The organism is Vescimonas coprocola (assembly GCF_018408575.1).
Lineage (GTDB): Bacteria > Bacillota > Clostridia > Oscillospirales > Oscillospiraceae > Vescimonas > Vescimonas coprocola.
In genome coordinates this window covers 1,520,967-1,538,925 of record NZ_AP023418.1, presented here as the reverse complement: position 1 = coordinate 1,538,925, position 17,959 = coordinate 1,520,967, and the positions used below count along the sequence as shown (strand labels likewise).

Here is a 17,959-nt window from a genome sequence, read left to right as displayed (position 1 = left end):
GAAATTTCCGAACAAGGAGGGGCTTTTTATGCGTAAAATCATCTTCGTCTTGCTCGCTTTGCTGCTGACTCTTGCAGGCTGCGGCAAAGAGGCTTTGCCGGAAACATCCTCTGTACCTTCGGAGGATACTCATATCACATCTCCCACTGAGGAAAAAACGGAACAAAGCACGGTGCCCTCTTCCGAGCCTGCCAAAACTACCGAAGTGCCGGAAGAAACCGCTGTATCCAAGGCGGAAAGCGGTACTTCCGACAGTTCCGTAAAGGAGCCGAAACAAAACACACCTTCCGGCGGACCGACTGAGCCTACTGAAAAGACGGCTCCGGCAGAAAACACATCGCCAACAGAGCCGACGGAAACGACACCGACCGTGCCCAATGCTTCGGCTTCCGATGCCGGAGCAATCGCAGAGCTGGTCGCACAGTATCTGAACGACTACCGCACGGCGCAAGGCACTGCTGCCGTCACCCGGCTGTCCGGTCTCACAGGATATGCCGAATACCGCAGCCGCCAGATTATCTCGGACTTCTCACACAACACCATGGATGAACGGGCGGCGGCAACGGCACTGTCCTACGGGTTGTATGTGGATCCTTCTGCATACGGAATGGATGGAGAACCATATTATACCGCCTGCGCGGGCGAAGCGATCGCCAAGGCCGGATATGCGGGCACTGTCGATTATGTAGCAAGCTCTTTGGCTCGCCTGATACGAAACAGCCCCGATCACTGGTCTTACATAGGAAGCGGCGAATATCGGTATATCGGTGTCGGCATCACCTACGAAAGCGGAATGTGGTACTGCGATGTGGCGCTCACCAAAGACAACTACGGATAAAACAGAATAATCAAAGCCAAAAGACTTCATTGCCTATGCGATGGAGTCTTTTCTCTTTCAAGAAAGGAAAGAACCATCATGACAAAGAAAAAGCTTAGCTTCAAAAAATGGCTGTCCATGCTTTTGACCGCCGTAATGCTGGTGGCCGCTTTGCCCATCAGTGCCTTTGCGGCGCCCGCTTCGGGAATCCCGGCGAATATGCTGGATAATGTCTATCTGGATGCCCTCGCCTATACCGGCTACAATGTTCAGGCCCAAAAGGACGATGGCACGATCTTTATAAAGACCGGCAGCTCGGTGTCCGCCTCAATTCGTTCGGGTATCGGCTACGGCACAGGCCCGTCCGGCTTTGAAACCAATTCCGGCGGCGTACCGGATATTGCCAGATTCCGTTCACACGGACTCTGCTGTGCCTCCTATGTCAGCTATGTTTATTACAACTATATGCCGAATGTGGCGCATATCAATACCGCCACTGTGCCTTGCCCATCCAACCCGAGATCGGCAACCGCCTATAACACTGCGGCGAACGGCTGGGTAGACAGCGGCAAGGCCAGACGCATCAGCTTTACGCAAAGCTCGGACGGAAGTAACTTCAATCCTTCCGAGGAAATCCCCATCGGGTCGTTGATCGTCTTCAAGCATATCCCGACGGGCAGCATTGCCCATGTGGCAATCTATGCAGGCTATTATAACGGCAAACACTTCGTCACCCATGTCGGCAATGACCGAGGCCCTGAATTTTCTACCATCGTCGGTATGAGCAAGGGCGATTACCCCGAGGCGGTCGTGCAGGTCGTCGTACCGGAATTTGTAGAGGCCTACGGGTCCATTGAAGTGCAGAAAAACGATACCAACGGCAAAGGCCTTGCCGGAGCCTACTTCGTTGCAACATCACAGAAAGACGGCACACAGTATCTGATCGGCCCGACCGACGCCGGCGGTCACGGCTCCAGCATCGAGCGCATCCCCTATGGGCAGTACACGGTAAAGGAAACGGTATTCCCGGCAAACTACCGTGCCTACGGGCAGACCGAGTGGACAGTCACTGTCAGCGCCGCCAATAACGGCGTTGTCAAATTTACCGCTGTGAATGAGGAAATTCCCGGAAATGTGAAGATCGTCAAGGAGTCCGAGGACGGCAAGATCAGCGGTATCCGGCTGAATATCTCCGGCAATGGCGTGAACGAGGATGTTGTCACCGGCTCTGACGGCGGCATTACCGTAAAGAACCTGAAGCCTGGCACCTATACCGTGTCCGAATACGAATATGAGGGCTATGTGCCGCAGCCGCCGCAGGCCGTCACCGTCGTTTCCGGCGGCACTTCCATCGTAACCTTCAGCAATCTTCTGCAGCGTGGCAATCTTGTTGTGACGAAAACATCCGAGGATGGCTTGGTCGAGGGCCATGAGTTCCGCTTGTACGGGACTTCTACTACGGGACAGCAGGTGGATATGTACGCTGTTTCTGACAGCAGCGGAAAGGCAACCTTCAAGGATGTGCCCGTAGGTACCTACACACTTTCCGAAGAAAACACGGCTGCCCGCTATGTTATTCCGGAGGATCAGACCGTAACGGTCACATGGAAAGAAACAGCCGAAGCCGCCGTAGACAACACCTTGAAAAAATGGCGTGCGGATATTTACAAGCTGGATGCCGAACACGCTGACTGCAACGACCAATCGGCAATGCCGAAGCTGATGGCAGCCGATGATTACGAATACAAAAGCGCGGAAGATCTCGGCTATCCCTACGGTTACACCCGCGGAGACGCTACGCTTGAGGGCGCTGTTTACGGCGTGTATCAAAACGGCGAGCTGGTGAAGACCTACACGACCGATAAAGACGGATATATCCTGACCGACTATTTCCCCTGCGGAGACGGCTGGACGATCCGTGAGATCACACCGAGCGAAGGCTATTTGCTGGATGATACGATCTACCCGGTGGGCGCCTATCCCGAAAAGTATTCCGTCGAGTATAACACGCTGACGATGGATTTGTATGAAACACCCATTAAAAGCAATATCGTGCTTGTGAAGCATTCGGACAATGGCGACACGCAGATCGAAACGCCGGAAGCGGGCGCACAGTTTAAGATCTGGCTCAAATCGTCCGGCTCCTATGATGCCGCCGATGAAACGGAGCGTGATCTCATTACCATTGACGCGCACGGCTTCGGCGTATCCAGGGACCTGCCCTACGGCACCTATATCGTAGAACAGATCTCCGGCAAAGAAGGTGCGGAGCTGCTGCCCGCCTTTGAAGTCTACATCAAGACTCATGCGGATATTTACAGCTATATCATCAACAACGCACCCATCACCGCCCTGATCGATGTGGTGAAAAAGGACGCCACGACCGGCAAGGTGATCCCCGCCGCCGGTATCGGCTTTAAGCTCCGTGACCTGCAAAGCGGTGATTTCATCACCCAGCGGATCAACTACCCCACGCCGATGGATATTGATGTCTTCTATACGGATAACACGGGACGCCTGCGCCTGCCCGAACCCCTTAGCTACGGCGAATATGAGCTGATCGAGCAGACCGTCGGCGGCGCGGAAGGCTATGTGCTGGACAGCACACCCGTGAAATTCAAGGTGGACGGCTCCGCCGAAGTAGTCGTTGTGGAAAAATACAACCAGCCGCAGATGGGAACGATCACGATTCTGAAGCGCGGCGAGGTGTTCTCCACAGTCACCGAGCAGGACGGCATTTATACTCCGCATTATGAAATGCAGGGCTTGACCGGCGCTGTGTTCGGCGTATATGCAGTGGAGGATACCTATACCTTAGACGGCACAAAGCGTTATTCCGCCGGAGAAAAGGTGGCGACTCTCACCACTGCGGCAGACGGCACGGCAACGAGTGAGCCGCTGTTCCTCGGAAAGTTTGAGCTGCGTGAGGAAAAGGCGCCTTACGGTATGGTGCTCTTAAAGGAGCCGGTACAAACGGAGCTTACCTATGCCGGTGAACAGGTTAAGATCACGACTGTTTCCGAAACCGCCGTCAATGAACGGCAGAAGGTCGTGATCAGCCTGCTTAAAAAGCTGGAATCCGATGATACCTACGGTGTCGGACTCGGTGAGGAATACAAGAACATTCGCTTCGGATTGTATGCTGTCGAAACCCTGACCGCTGCGGACGGCACGGAGATCCCGCAGGACGGATTGCTTGAGATCGTGGGCATCGACGAAAACGGACTTGCCGTATTTACGGTGGATGTTCCGGCCGGTGCCAAGCTCTATGTCAAGGAAGTGGCTACAGACGCACACTATCTTCTGTCGGATGCGGTCTATCCCGTTGCCTTTGATTACGAAGACGCTTCCGTTGCGGTCATTCAGTTGGTTATCAACAACGGTGAGGTGATCGAAAATACCATCATCCGAGGCAGCATTCACGGCTTAAAGGTGGATGAGGATCATACGCCCGTGTCCGGAGCTGTGTTCGGACTCTTCAAGGCGAATGAGACCGAGTTCACAGAGGAAAATGCGCTGGCAACGGCAACATCCGGTGAGGACGGTGTGTTCGTCTTTGAAAATATCCCCTATGGCGATTGGATCGTCCGTGAGCTGTCCTGCCCGGCGCATCTGGTGCTTTCAGAGGAAGCTTACAAGGTAACGGTATCCGAGATGGATCAGATCATCGAGATCACGGTCGTCAACAAATTCTTGACCGGCAAGGTGCAGGTCAGGAAGGTCAGCAGCAAGGATCACGATAAGCTGCTCAGCAGCGCAGAATTTGTGCTCTATCTGGATGTAAACGGCAACAAGGCCTATGATCCGGACATTGACACACTGTACGGCGAGCTTTCCGAGGCTGATACCGGCGTATATGAGATTGGCGGTCTGAAGCACGGCGGCTATCTGCTGCTCGAAACGAAGGCCCCCGACGGCTTTACAAAGGATGACCGCTACTTCTATTTCCGGATCCAAAAAGACGGTGAAACGGTCATCGTGGAAAATGAAATCGGCGTGGGCTTTACCAATGAACCGATTCCGACTCCGACACCCGAATACCCTGACTCTCCCAAAACCGGCGACGATTCAAAGCTTTGGCTTTGGATCCTGCTGGCAAGCGGGTCTTTGACCGTGCTCATTACCGTGAGCATTGTAAGCAGAAAAAAGCGGAAAGCGCTTTGACTTAACCGGCGGCAGACATCCTAAGCGGTGTCTGCCGCTTTTGCTTTATCTACCCTCCAGGGGGATCTTTATTGGAAAGTAGTATATTGAAAGCGAGGACACAAATATGCAGAATTCAAAAACACTATATCAGTTCCTGCAATCAACGCAGGGCTCATGGCGAAATGCCTTTTATGTAGATTGTATCGAGTGCCCCTATGGCCGAACCGATTGCGGCGGTCATCTGCTCACTGCCGATGCCGAGGGAACTCCGCTTCTTTTGCCGGTCTTGCTCTTTGAAAAGATGACCGGCGACAAGGTAGATAAGTTTGAGTGCGCTGCCATCATCGCAAAAGAGGCATTTGAAAAGCTGTTTCATAGCTGGCTGGTCTGGAATGTGACTGACCCGAACACCTGCAGCATTTTACAGACCATTCCGGAGGATCAGGGTACCTAATGCGTGTTATGTCCGCAAAAAGAAAGTATTGGAGGTTGAACCGAATGAAAAAGAAACAAATCCACTGTCCCTATTGCGGTGCCAAAGCATCGCTTCGCCCTGCTTCCGCAGTTTACGGCACGGCAACAAAGGTGCCGGACAGCTACCTGTATGTATGCGACCGCTATCCCCGCTGCGATTCCTATGTAGGCGCCCATAAGCGCACAAAGGAGCCGATGGGGACGCTCGCCAACGGTGATCTGCGCAACAAACGGATCCAGGCACACAAAGCGTTCGACTGGATGTGGAAGTCCGGGCTTATGACAAAGTGGCAGGCTTACAAGTGGATGCAGGGCAAGCTGGCACTGACGGATGAGCAGGCGCATATCGCTAAATTCAGCGAGTATATGTGTGACCGCCTGATCATTGAGTGCAACAGGGCACTGGAAAACCAAAGAATCGCCGCTTGAAAGGAGTGAGAGTCCAAATGAAAAACCTGACTCTAAACAGCCGACAGCAACGGCTTGTGGAGGAAAATCTAAGCGTCGTCCGGCACGCTATCCACAAAAACATCATCGTCAACGACAGCCTTTACGGCTTTGAATATGACGATCTGTACCAGGAGGGCTGCATCTGGCTGTGCAAGGCGGCCATCAGCTTTGATGAAACACGCAACATCAAATTTGCGACCTACGCCGAAAAGGTCGTTACCAACGGACTTCGTACATACTGCCGCCTGATGTGCGGCAAGCAAAAGCATCATATTTCACTTCCGGTCCAAAGTGAGCCGGAGGAGGACGGGCTTTCCATGGAGCAGTTGTCGAGTGCGGACGATACGCTGGACAGGTTGCTTGAGGAGCAGGACATCTGTATGCTGCTGCAAAACTGCAAGCGGCAGTATGCCGGCACTGCCCGCCTCGGTATTGAAGCGATCGAATGGAAGGTCAAGGGCTTGTCCGGTGCAGAGATCGCCAAAATGTATGGGGTCAAGCCGAATCTTGTGGGTGCGTGGATCTCCAGAGCTGCCGGACGGTTAAAGCAAAACCGTGATTTCATGCAGTATTTTGACCGCCCTGTTGAAATGGACAGCTCGTAAGTCGTATAAGAAGAATAAACGGAAAAATGAGGTGGTTTCATGAAGAAATTATATACCGCAGTCGGACGGATGCAGTTCAAAGGAAGAAACCGGGATATGCGCTGCCCGATGGTGCTTCTGAATAACAAGGAATACATTCTGGACATCCAGGAAATGATGATTTGGTCAATTCTGAACTGGCGTATCCTCTCTGATGATGAGATCAAAACGCTGTATGAAAACAAAGCACAGGAAACCGGCTATATGACGCACCGTTCTGCTGCGGAATGTATGCAGCGGCTGGTACGGCGCGGCCTGGTTGCCGAGGGCGAAGGCGAGCTCGGTGCGGACGCACTGTTCAATTTGCTTTCCGGCCTGTATGTTGTGCCGATTTCGGAAAGCCCGATCCTGCGGCTGATCTCCTTTATTCGACTGACGGTGTTTGAGCATATCCCGTATGCTGTCACCAAGCAGATCTTCCGCAGAGATAAGCGGAACAGTGATGAACAGAAGGTCATGCTGCTTGCAAACCAAGCGATGCTTTCCACGGCGGAAATGATCAAGTGTGCGGAGTTAAACACCTTTGCGTTCGACAGCGAGGATGAATTGATCGATACGCTTTATCACGACGAATACACGACAAGCGAAAACATCGCCCACAGCGTTCGCTTCCTGCCCCAGTGCCGTCCAGTCATCACTTCCGTAGCCAACCTGTACCTGCGAAAACAAATCATTTTTGAAAGGATGTAAGTCATGGGTCAAATAAAAGGCGCACCGGCGCCGCTCAAGCGGAAGCTGTTCCTTACCGGGATCATCGGAGCCGGATGCCTGCTGATTGGTGTTTCAATGTGTTTCATACTGAAGGACCGGATCATGCTGTTTCTGAGCCTTGCGGTATTTGTGGCCAGCGCCGGCAGGGCGCTGAGCTATTACCGCATCATCACCGATAAAAGCTACGAGACCGTCGAGGGCGTCTGCGTTTCGGTCGTCCCTAAGCCGCTGCGCAAATACCGTAAGATCAAAATTATGGACGGCGACGGTAACGAGTCTACTATGCTGCTCGGTAAGCAATCAAAGGTGAAGATCGGCTATCGATATCGGTTCTATTTCAAGGAAACGCAGCATATTTCTCTCGGCAGCGAGTATCTCAATTCCGCTATGTCCTCAGATCATTTCCTCGGGTATGAGGAGTTGGGTGAGTTTACGGCCGAAGCAACTGAATAATACCACGGAGGCGCTTCTGTAATAGCATTGACACATTTAGAAGCGCCTCATTTGAATGTTATATTAAAACCGCAAATTCGACTCAAAATATCAAGTTTCGCACCGATTGTATTGTTCTTTTTATCTTGACATCTACTTTGATCTCTGCTATAATGTTGACATGATATAGTAGGAACGGAGGAATCTTTTGTGAGCTATATGGATGTTAAGACTGCAGCTGACCGTTGGGAATTGACCGAAAGAAGAATTACCACGCTCTGCAGAGACGGACGCATTGCGGGTGCGAAAAAGGAAGGAGGCTTATGGCTTATTCCTGACGACGCTGAAAAACCAGCGGACGGCCGCAGAAATAAGTCTTCACGAGCTATGAAAACAACCGCCAAATTACCTTTACCCATTGGTGTGTCCGATTTCAAGGAATTGGTTTCGGGATACTATTATGTGGATAAGACCCTGATGCTCAAGGAGTTTATCGATTCCAAGCCCAAGGTTTCTCTTTTTACCCGTCCAAGACGCTTCGGAAAAACATTGGCAATGGATATGCTGAAAACCTTCTTCGAGGTTAGCGACACGGATACCTCCAAGTATTTCAAGAATAAAAAGATTTGGAGCTGCGGCGAGGAGTACCGTCGTGAGCAAGGAAAATACCCGGTCATCTTCGTTACCTTTAAGGATATTAAGTTTGCAACATGGGAACAGACCTATACGGCGATTCGTGAGATCATTGCAAATGAGTATCTGCGCCACGATGTTTTGCTGACGAGTGACAAGTGCAATGATTTTGAAAAGGACTATTTCCGTAAGGTCGTTGACGGAACGATCACGGAAGTCAGTATGGCAAGAGCTTTCCTGGAGCTTTCGCACATGCTCAATAAGCATTATGGCCGTCCCGCTGTCATTATCATTGATGAATATGATACGCCTATCCAGCAGGGCTACACGGAAGGATACTACGAACAGATCACCGGCTTTATGCGTAATCTTCTGTCCGGCGCCTTCAAAGATAACTCGAACCTTTCCTATGGATTCCTAACTGGCATTCTTCGTGTGGCAAAGGAAAGCATTTTCAGCGGTCTCAACAACTTGAAGGTAAACTCCATTCTCGAAGACCGCTACAGTGAATATTTCGGCTTTACCAAAGACGAGATCCGAGACATCATGGAGTATTACGGCCGAACGGATAAGTATGAGGAGATCTGCGAGTGGTATGACGGCTATCGCTTTGGCGATACGGACATTTTCAATCCCTGGTCCGTTCTCAATTATATGGATGAGAATTGCTCGGCAAAAGCCTATTGGCAATCCACGGGAGATAACAGCATCATCCGACAGATCGTTGCGGAGGCAGACGATGAGACTGCAGACAATCTCCGCAAATTGATGCAGGGACAAATGGTTTCCTCTTATGTGGACACCTCTGTTATCTATCCCGAAATCAGGAATAATCCGACAACGATCTACAGCTTCCTGCTTTCTGCCGGCTATCTGAAGGTCGTAAAAAAGGATGAACTGCACGATGGAAATGCCATCTGCGACATTGCCATACCGAATAAAGAGATTTTCTATGTCTATGAAAAGGAGATCCTTTCTGCACTGACGAATGTGATCTCCCAGTCAACCGCTATTGCGATCCAGCAGGCCATTATAAAGCAGGATGTTCCGAAACTGCAGGATAATCTGCAGAAGCTGCTGCTGAATTCCATCAGTTCCTTTGACTATGCCCATGAGAATTTCTATCACGGACTTATCCTCGGGATCTGTGCAATCATGAATAACCTCTATCGTGTGGACTCCAACAGAGAATCTGGCCACGGCAGATACGACATTCAGCTAAGACCTTACGACAAGAAAATGCCGGGTATTATCATAGAACTCAAGGTGTTAAAGGACGGCGTTGCCGAATCTCGCATTGACAGTGAGCTTGAAGCTTCCGCCAAGGAGGCCCTGGCACAGATTGAAAGACAGCAATATGTTACGGCGATGAAGCAGCAAGGCATTACCCATTTCTTCAAGGTTGGTGTTTCCTTCTACAAGAAGCATGTCAAATTGCTGAGCGACACCGAATAAGCTACGCGATTGACTTCCATGCTTAATTTATCTTTCAGAATAAGCGTGGAAGTCAATTTTGCGTATAAAGAATACTTCGGTGTGCCCCGACGCATGGGAATAACCGGTAGTTTCAAGCATATCAAAACCCGAAATATCTATATATAGACTTTACAGACTTGACAATCACAATATATAGTGGTATAATACCCTTGTAATTGATTTTTGTGCGTTTCTCCGTAAGGAGTATCGTGGTACAGTGCCACATTGCACAGAGCGTTAAGTTTGTAATTCAGTGCCGACAGTACGGTTCTGCCCTTATGGGCGAAGGAATCGTTTGCCGGCACTTTTTTATATAGATATTTCAGCCGTAAGGCAGAAAGGAGAAGAATGGCACAGGTAAATGTTATCGGTCGGATAACTGCCGATCTGGAGCTGAAGACCAGTGAAAAGAGCAACCCGTATGTACGCTTTGACATTGCCGAGAATATCGGCAGCCGTCAGGCCCTGCATACACAATATTTTCAGGTTTGTGCATGGGGTGAGGACGCCAACAGGCTGATGAAAGCCCATGCAAAAAAAGGAAGCCTTATCTGGGTGACAGGCTCGCTGGAGCTTGAGCCGTACACCAAGCGTGACGGTATTTCCATAGATAAGCGTATGAAAATATTGCTCGATAACTGGGGCTTTGTTCCCGTCGGCAGAGCCGGATCCTCAAAGCAGGAGCCGACACCGCCCGAGCCGAAAATACCGCCAAAACAGGAATATGACGGTATTGACGGAGAAAGAGACGCATTGCCGGGATAATTTCCGGCGCCGAGAGGAATCGTTGTGTTTTTAGGAAGAAAATGCAGCGGTTCCTCTTTTTTTATTTTCAGAGAGAACAACAAAGAAAGGATGAACCGAATGAGAAAAAAGAAAAACCTATGGTCCGGCGTTTCGATACTTATTGTCGCAGTGCTGGTCATCACAGCCTTTATCCGTGGAAATGCGCAGGCGTGGCTTCTTGCCGCAGCCTTTGTCATTTGGGCGGTATGGGCAACCTGCTATTTCCTTGTTCCGTATATCAAGGAGGAGTTCCACAGGCGGGAGGCAAAGCGCATCCGCAGAAAATGCGAAAAGCAGGATGCGGCCTTCGACCGATTCATTATCCCCGAAGTGTCCGACCCTGTGGAGCAGGTACTGCTTCGCCATGCCAATTATCGCATTTCAGCCTATCTGCAATCGGTATACCCCAACGCAACCTGGGAGTGGCGTGAGGAATTCCCGGAACGGATCATAGCAAAGGGCGGCACCGGACGAGTCAAGCTGTTCGGGGTGGACGGTTATAATTTTGCTGATGTGACATTTGACCAGAATGGCGGTATCAACTGTGCGCTTGTGAATATCGTACCGTTGAAGCAGCCGAATGCCCCACACCCCTCTGTGTCCGATACTGAGGATACCGCTGAAGCTCCGGCAGCTATGCCGAAGCAGCCGGATCCGGTCGATCCGCAGGTGTGGTATGAGGTACAGGGCCGCAAGGTGCTGGAAGCCTTGATTACCGACCTTCATTCCCGGGGATATAACAGCCTGACCATTCGTGAAAACGGCGATATTGCGATTCAGCAGGCCGACAGCGAAAAGGTCAGGACTGCCTTTGAAAGCGTCCCGGAAAAGCCCTATTGGGCAAGGCTTTGCAAGGTCTTTGAGCGTGAAGGTATGGCGGCAAATATTACAGATGGCGGCATCCTGCTTTCTTGGTAATGCAGGATACAGCCACGGAAAGGAGTGAATGAGCATGAAAGCGGGATTGACGATCGAAGAATTGGCAACCGAGGTCATGCGTCAGAAAGATGCCAAAGCAGACTACATCGTAAACACTTCCATGCTTGCAATGGAGCATTGCGGTACGGAGCTTGTTCTGCGTGTGCTGGATGACAGTCATATTGACCGCATTGAGCCGCTGGATATTGCAGATACTGCCCATCGCCAGATCGGCACCCGTCTCGGTATCCCGGCGAAATACTACGGAAAAATGCTGACCGAGCATCCCGACCTGCTGGTAACCAATGTGAACGCATGGTTTGAACGGGAGCCGACCGAGCGTATGCTGAGAGTCCTTGACGGGAAGGTGCGTGCCTATCTGAGCAACAGCTATATGCGAATGGATCACTATGAAATATTCGCCTCTGTGCTTCCCGTTATCGGTGAGATACCCGATGTACAATTCGTCAGCTGCCACATTACGGACAACCGTATGTATATCAAAGCAGTTGATCCGCATTTGACGGCAGAGGTCGCACCAGGCGACACCGTGAAAGCGGGTGTTGTGATCAGCAACAGCGAAGTGGGACTCGGCTCTGTCAGTGTGCAGCCGCTGATTTATCGTGAGCTTGACGGCAACGGTATCGCAGTGGCCGGAGCAACGACAAAACGGATTCATCGAGGAAGAGTCAATTCTGCGGAAGAACATTTTATGTTGGCTTCACAAGAAGTCTTGACCGAAGCAGACCGCACTTTTCTGACCGAACTGCAGGAAACTGTCCGTTCGGCAACCGATGAAGAACAGTTCTCGCAGATCGTCACACTGATGCAAAGCGCAAAGCATCAAGCGATGAACACCGCCGATATTCCGGCTGTCGTACATACGGCAGGCCGCGACTTCGGTATCACCGATACCGAGCAAAACGGTGTTTTGCAGCGCCTCATTGAAAGTGACGATTTGAGTCTTTACGGGCTCGCAAATGCAGTGACACGGCACAGTCAGGATGTTGAAAGCTATGACCGTGCCACAGACTTGGAGGGCATCGGATTTAACATCTTATCCATGCCGCCGAGACAATGGACCAGGATCAACCAGATAGCCGCATAAGGCTGTCCGGCTCCGCATATCAAAAAAATTTAGGAGGAACGAATTTATGACTTACAACAATGAAAACGCCATGATGGAGACCAAAAAGGATTTCATTCTGCCCGCTATGGTCGAGGACGACTGTATCTCCGTGGATGTATCCGAGGATTACGAGGGGCTTCGTTTGAGCTTCCCACGTGTGAAGATTCCTGGAGGCGGCAGCCTGCAGTTTGAGATCCCCAGCGATGACCCGGAGAACCCCGACTATACCAAGTATATCGAGGGCGTGATCCTCTACAATCATGACACCTGCGCCTACTGGCCGGAGGGATCGGAGTATGACGACAATGTAACGCCACTTTGTTCGTCCGTTGACGGCAAGACGGGTTACGGTGCCCCCGGCGGTGTTTGTGCGACCTGTGCGCTCAACCAGTACGGCTCCGTGGAGAAAGGAAAAGGCAAGGCCTGCAAGAATATGCGCAATCTGTATATTCTTCGCAGCGGTGAGCACATGCCTATGCTGCTCTCTCTTCCGCCTACGAGCCTTCGCCCCTATTCCGATTTCATCACGGCTGCCTTTGCGACCCGCCGCCGTCCGATTTACAGCGGTGTGGTGCAGATCGGCCTCAAGCGTGTGGACAACGGAAGCAACACCTACAGTGTGGCTACCTTCCGCCTGGTGCAGAGATTTGAGGGCAACGACCTTCTGCAGATCAAACAGTATGCGGACGGTTTCCGTGAGCAGATCAAAGCCATGAATCAACAGCGTGCAATGGAAGCAGAGCTCGGCAACAACGAGCCGATCTGCGATGCGGTGGACAGCAGCTATCACTCGACCGATGACGGCGAGCATTTCTGTATCACCGAAGCACCTATTGACGGCGATCACGAGGATCTGCCGATGTAAGAATGACGCCCACGGCCTGCCGTGAGCCAAGAGTTTAGGGATACTGTCGGCAAAACGCCGGCGGTATCCCTCTTTTTTGCGAAAGGAGGATCGTATGAAATGGATATACGACCATTAACGAAAGAACAACGCCGATTTGCAGAGGAAAACCATCACCTGGTCTTTACATTTTTGAATCAAAAGGATCTGCCGGAGTCGGCGTTTTATGATGTTGTGATCTTCGGCTACCTGAAGGCCGTGCAGGAATACTGCGAGGTGCAGGCTCTGCACCGCTTTAAGTTCTCCACGCTTGCTTTTCAGCGTATGCGCAGCTCACTGTCAAACTACTATAAGTGTCTTTCCAGACCCAAACGAAACGCCCCAGTTGTCAGCTTTAGCGAGCTGATCGGAGACGAGGGCGGTCTGTACTGGGAGGAGGTTATCAGCCGACAGGATGAGTTGTTTCAGCGTTTGGAGGCAGAGATGTGCCTGCACGCTTTGACGGCTCGACTGCCACGCCGTGAAATGCGGATCATTCGTATGAAGGTCCGAGGCGACCGTATGCACGACATTGCAAAGCGTGAGCGAATGACCTTCCGCCAGATCAATCAGGCGCTGGAGCGCTGCTATCCGACGGTCATCAGCGTATTATGGGGGTAATTCTTATGGCTTGTAAAAATGATTTTGAACGCTATCTGGAATGTAAGGGTGACGAGATCGACAACGCAGCCTATGCCCTCGCTGTGGCGCTTCTGCGCACACATCCCGATCAGACCGATGAAGAGGTCTTGCCCTGGGATATGGCAATCATTGCGCCGATTATTGAGTCGGCACAAGAAGAATTGGAGCGCAGCGGCAAACAGACCTGTTGGCCTTATTTATTATGAGGAAGAGGCTCAGTGCAACCGCACAAGAAGCTGTAAAAACAAGCGATGCTATTTTTCGGAAGACAAAGGAGGATCAGATACCGTATGAAAAAAGAAGTGAGCATAAACGGTCGGATCGTGTTTCCGCTGGAGGAAGGCTACCGAGCCGTTATTTTAACCGACAACAGACTCATCTATACTTCGCTTGTCGTTGAGATTATGGAAGAAAGAACGGATTACGCCTGCTTTGAGACATTGAACTCGGTTTATAAGGTGCGCCTTCAACCGGTTCCTGCCCGTGTAACGCTCCCGACCTTTCTAAAAATGTGTGCATAAGATTTTTGGGACATCGTAGCGGTTTGCTGCGGTGTCCCTGTTTACAGGAGGAATGTTTTATGGAACGAAGCTGCGTAAACTGCGCTGTAAAAAGCACCTGTTTGAAACGCTCTATGAGCATATTCGTGCGCTATATCCAAACCGGTCGTTCAAATGAACTGACTGCGGAAATAAAAGAGAATTTCAACTGTGCAGGCGACTCCACTAATTGGAAACGAAAAAAGGAGGATGATTAAATGGCAATACAATTTCTTACCGCTGACCAGGTGGCTGAAGCGATTGGCGTTTCCCGCTCAACAGCGTATCGAATCATTAAACGGCTGAATCAGGAACTTGAAAACAAAGGCTATATTACCGTATCGGGAAAGGTCAGCAAGAAATATTTTGCGGATCGTTTTTATGGCGGTGCGGAGCTGATGAAGCCGCAACCGTATGTATTGAACGAACGGAGGGTTGCGTAGTGCAGCTTTTTAGAAATGCCGTGCTGGTCACGAATCGCCAGCCAATCGCATTCAAGTGCCGTGCTTGCGGCGTCTGCTGCAAAAATGTACGGGACAGTATCGTGCTGGAGCCGTTGGATGCTTACCGCATTGTTCGGGATAAGCAGAAAAACGGCTGCACCGATTCTGCCGATGATATTCTTTGGAATATGGCTGAGCTGAAGGAACTATCTCCCGGCTTCCATGTATTCGTGCTGAGAACAGTCAATGACAGCGGTATGTGCGGTATGCTGCGGGATGATCGGTGTACGATCTATTCCGTGCGCCCGCACACCTGCAGACTGTACCCATTTACGGCGGAGCCTTGCCCGGAGGAGCATCGTATCAAGTGGTATTTGTGTACGGAGCAGCCCCATCACTTTGGCTTAGGCTCCGTCACTGCACGGGAATGGCAAAGAAAAAATATGTCCGATGAAGATGAGGCTTTCTGGTTTGACGAATGCCGTATATTGCCGGAGCTCGGCAAGCTGCTGCGAAGTGTGCCGGAAAACAATTTTCAGCGTGCCGAACAGCTGATTGTGGCGTATCGTTATCTGGCCTACGACTTTGATCAGCCGTTTCTGCCGCAGTACAGGGACAATATGCTGTTTTTGAAGGCAATGCTGGAAAAGCTGGCTTAGCAAATCACCCGCATCGCTGCGATCAGCAAAGACCATACATAGGAAAGGAAGAACAGAATGGCAAATATCACAGAAAAGATTGAACGCCAAATCACTGCCCTGGAAGGCAAAATAGACGCCCTCAGCGGGAATTATCTGACAAACACATGGAAGCGCCAGCGTGAACAGCAGGAACGAGACAGAAAAAAGGAAATGTATCACTCGCAGATTCAGGTATTGCAGTTTTTGAAACAGAAATCGGAAACCGATACGCTGACGCTGCTTGAGCAGAACCTGACAGTTGCTGCCTTTTATGAGGATATGCGCTGTTTTTCTGCCTCTAAGAAATATTGCAAGGACAATCCCTACTGCAAATTTCAGTATCCCAAGCCCGATGATGTCCGCACGAAGCGTTTGCAAAAGGCAGGCATCACCGATACCGACGAACTGGCCGCAGCGGTCGAGTGCTTTGATACGCTCCTGCAATCGGCTGTTATACCGCCGGATCCGAATGCGATCCGTTTACGGGATATGCTTTATCGGGCGAAGATGTATCAAAAGGGAGATATTCAGTTCACGCCCCCGGAGCTGGCAAAAGAGCTTGTGGCGCTGGCCGGTGTCCGTAAAGACAGCCGTGTGCTGGAGCCGGAGGCCGGGATCGGCAACATTGCCGACGTCGCAAAGGAAGTAACGGACCATGTGGACTGCATTGAGCGTATGACAGACTTTTGCGAGATCCTGAAGCTGAAAAAGCACAATGTGATCGGAAACGATTTGTTGACGGCTGAAACAGCACCGATCTATGACGCTGTTGTGATGAATCCGCCGTTCAGCGAAGAATGTGAGCATATTAAAAGGGCATTTGACTTCCTTCGCCCCGGCGGCAGTCTTGTGGCGGTCTGTTCAAGCAGTATTCAGTGGAAAAGCACACGCAAGTATGAGCAATTCCGTGATTGGCTGTCAGAACATACCCACTCCATTGACGAATGCGGTGCCAAATTTGAAATGACCGGTGTACATACGGTTGTCCTGGTTGTGGATAAAGCGGCCTGACAGAATCAGAATATTCTGAAGAAAGGAGTGACTTGCACATGATGAAGAAAAGTAATATTGAATGGTGCGATTTCACTTGGGACCCGGTTACCGGATGCAGAAATGATTGCTCATTTTGCGAGAGCAGAAAGCGGCTTTCTCATTTCAAGGGGGATATACGCTTTCATCTCAGCGATGAGCGTATTCATATAGATGAAGAACGCAGCCTGTATGTGATAACAACGCCGCTTGCCAAAAACGGCTCATCTGTTCCTGCACCCACAGGTTTTTATCCCACATTACATCCGTACCGTTTGCAGCAGGTCATACAGAAGATCAAGCCGGCAAATATTTGGGTCTGCCATTCCGGTGACTTGTTTGGCGAATGGATACCGACCGAGTGGATCTTGCAGGTGTTTGAAGCGGCAAAGCAGGCACCGTGGCACAATTATATGTTTTTGACGATGAATCCTAACCGTTATGAAGAACTGCTTGAAACAGGAGTGCTGATGCCGACGGATAACTTCTGGTATGGCACTCGCCTGACCGAGCGGGGCAATGTGTTTACTGCTGACGGGTATCATACATTTCTTTGCATTGAACCAATGCGGTTATTTGCAGAGAGAATGGAGATTCCAAATGTGGAATGGATCCTACTCGGCGGGTACGGTAAACTAAAACGCAGTTGGATTGAAAGTGTTATGGAACGAAAAGGAAACATCCCTGTATTTATGATCGGAAGCAAACTATTCAAGGATGTTTGGCGTGCTCCGCTCATACAGGAATATCCGCCGTTGCTTTACCGCCCTGCAGAAAAGACGCTGCCGCATTGCAGCGAATGCAAGTATTGCTATTCGGTGCGGCAAGGAAAACGAGGACTGTGGAGAGCTTGCCGACATTATAAAATTGTTCGTCAGGATAAGGATTCCGGCGGACGGCATATACCAGGACGCTATGCCGCAGTTTCGCCGCAGTGGTGTCCAAAGCGACCGGAAACGAATTGGAGGTTCACGAAGCGTGTATAAGTGCCTTTACACTAATCCGGAAACTCACGGCTATCTGACAGAGGCAAAAATCTGCCATTCAGACTCAAATCGTTAAAAGGGAAAGACAGCCGGAATGGATCAGATCCATTCCGGCTGTTGTTATGTTATTATGCTATTATG

The 17,959-nt window shown here is 50.7% G+C and carries 20 protein-coding genes; all 20 read left to right on the top strand.

Going from position 1 to position 17,959, the window contains the following annotated elements; translation table 11 throughout:
* Positions 1-28: 28 nt before the first annotated feature.
* Complete coding sequence (locus KJS28_RS07570; RefSeq protein ID WP_212819594.1) at positions 29-838, top strand: CAP domain-containing protein; 810 nt, start codon at positions 29-31, stop codon at positions 836-838.
* 78 nt (positions 839-916) lie between these two features.
* Positions 917-4,981 carry an MSCRAMM family protein gene (locus KJS28_RS07565; protein ID WP_213540425.1) on the top strand — a complete coding sequence of 1,355 codons (4,065 nt, stop codon included), beginning with the start codon at positions 917-919 and terminating at the stop codon, positions 4,979-4,981.
* A 106-nt stretch (positions 4,982-5,087) separates the two neighbouring features.
* Entirely contained in the window at positions 5,088-5,417 is a 330-nt protein-coding gene (locus KJS28_RS07560; protein WP_212819590.1) for a hypothetical protein, read from the top strand.
* 44 nt (positions 5,418-5,461) lie between these two features.
* The gene (locus KJS28_RS07555; protein ID WP_212819588.1) at positions 5,462-5,866 is read left to right on the top strand and encodes a zinc-finger-containing protein; all 405 of its coding nucleotides are present in this window, start codon (positions 5,462-5,464) and stop codon (positions 5,864-5,866) included.
* A gap of 17 nt (positions 5,867-5,883) precedes the next feature.
* Positions 5,884-6,492 (top strand): sigma-70 family RNA polymerase sigma factor, encoded by a 609-nt coding sequence (locus KJS28_RS07550; protein WP_212819586.1) that lies wholly within the window; start codon positions 5,884-5,886, stop codon positions 6,490-6,492.
* Between the two features lie 39 nt (positions 6,493-6,531).
* On the top strand, positions 6,532-7,221 hold the full coding sequence (locus KJS28_RS07545; RefSeq protein ID WP_212819583.1) for a hypothetical protein: 690 nt from the start codon (positions 6,532-6,534) through the stop codon (positions 7,219-7,221).
* A 3-nt stretch (positions 7,222-7,224) separates the two neighbouring features.
* Positions 7,225-7,695, top strand: a complete 471-nt coding sequence (locus KJS28_RS07540) for a hypothetical protein (RefSeq protein WP_213540424.1) — start codon at positions 7,225-7,227, stop codon at positions 7,693-7,695.
* A gap of 198 nt (positions 7,696-7,893) precedes the next feature.
* Entirely contained in the window at positions 7,894-9,762 is a 1,869-nt protein-coding gene (locus KJS28_RS07535; protein ID WP_212820641.1) for an AAA family ATPase, read from the top strand.
* Positions 9,763-10,131: 369 nt separating this feature from the next.
* Positions 10,132-10,548: a single-stranded DNA-binding protein gene (locus KJS28_RS07530; RefSeq protein WP_213540423.1), complete on the top strand. Its 417-nt coding sequence runs from the start codon at positions 10,132-10,134 to the stop codon at positions 10,546-10,548.
* A 99-nt stretch (positions 10,549-10,647) separates the two neighbouring features.
* On the top strand, positions 10,648-11,487 hold the full coding sequence (locus KJS28_RS07525; RefSeq protein WP_212819572.1) for a hypothetical protein: 840 nt from the start codon (positions 10,648-10,650) through the stop codon (positions 11,485-11,487).
* Between the two features lie 34 nt (positions 11,488-11,521).
* The gene (locus tag KJS28_RS07520; RefSeq protein WP_212819570.1) at positions 11,522-12,595 is read left to right on the top strand and encodes a DUF932 domain-containing protein; all 1,074 of its coding nucleotides are present in this window, start codon (positions 11,522-11,524) and stop codon (positions 12,593-12,595) included.
* A gap of 46 nt (positions 12,596-12,641) precedes the next feature.
* A complete protein-coding gene (locus KJS28_RS07515; protein ID WP_212819568.1) occupies positions 12,642-13,481 on the top strand; it encodes a hypothetical protein in 840 nt (279 codons plus the stop codon).
* Between the two features lie 99 nt (positions 13,482-13,580).
* Complete coding sequence (locus tag KJS28_RS07510; RefSeq protein ID WP_212819566.1) at positions 13,581-14,120, top strand: sigma-70 RNA polymerase sigma factor region 4 domain-containing protein; 540 nt, start codon at positions 13,581-13,583, stop codon at positions 14,118-14,120.
* Between the two features lie 5 nt (positions 14,121-14,125).
* The gene (locus KJS28_RS07505; protein ID WP_212819564.1) at positions 14,126-14,347 is read left to right on the top strand and encodes a hypothetical protein; all 222 of its coding nucleotides are present in this window, start codon (positions 14,126-14,128) and stop codon (positions 14,345-14,347) included.
* 84 nt (positions 14,348-14,431) lie between these two features.
* Positions 14,432-14,662 carry a hypothetical protein gene (locus KJS28_RS07500; RefSeq protein WP_212819562.1) on the top strand — a complete coding sequence of 77 codons (231 nt, stop codon included), beginning with the start codon at positions 14,432-14,434 and terminating at the stop codon, positions 14,660-14,662.
* Between the two features lie 59 nt (positions 14,663-14,721).
* Positions 14,722-14,898: a hypothetical protein gene (locus tag KJS28_RS07495; protein ID WP_212819560.1), complete on the top strand. Its 177-nt coding sequence runs from the start codon at positions 14,722-14,724 to the stop codon at positions 14,896-14,898.
* A complete protein-coding gene (locus tag KJS28_RS07490; RefSeq protein ID WP_212819558.1) occupies positions 14,899-15,123 on the top strand; it encodes a helix-turn-helix domain-containing protein in 225 nt (74 codons plus the stop codon).
* On the top strand, positions 15,123-15,782 hold the full coding sequence (locus KJS28_RS07485; protein WP_212819556.1) for a YkgJ family cysteine cluster protein: 660 nt from the start codon (positions 15,123-15,125) through the stop codon (positions 15,780-15,782). Before KJS28_RS07490 ends, KJS28_RS07485 begins: the two co-directional genes overlap by 1 nt.
* A gap of 57 nt (positions 15,783-15,839) precedes the next feature.
* Complete coding sequence (locus KJS28_RS07480; RefSeq protein WP_212819554.1) at positions 15,840-16,814, top strand: methyltransferase; 975 nt, start codon at positions 15,840-15,842, stop codon at positions 16,812-16,814.
* A gap of 38 nt (positions 16,815-16,852) precedes the next feature.
* Positions 16,853-17,818, top strand: a complete 966-nt coding sequence (locus tag KJS28_RS07475) for a DUF5131 family protein (RefSeq protein ID WP_213540422.1) — start codon at positions 16,853-16,855, stop codon at positions 17,816-17,818.
* Positions 17,819-17,959 lie beyond the last annotated feature (141 nt).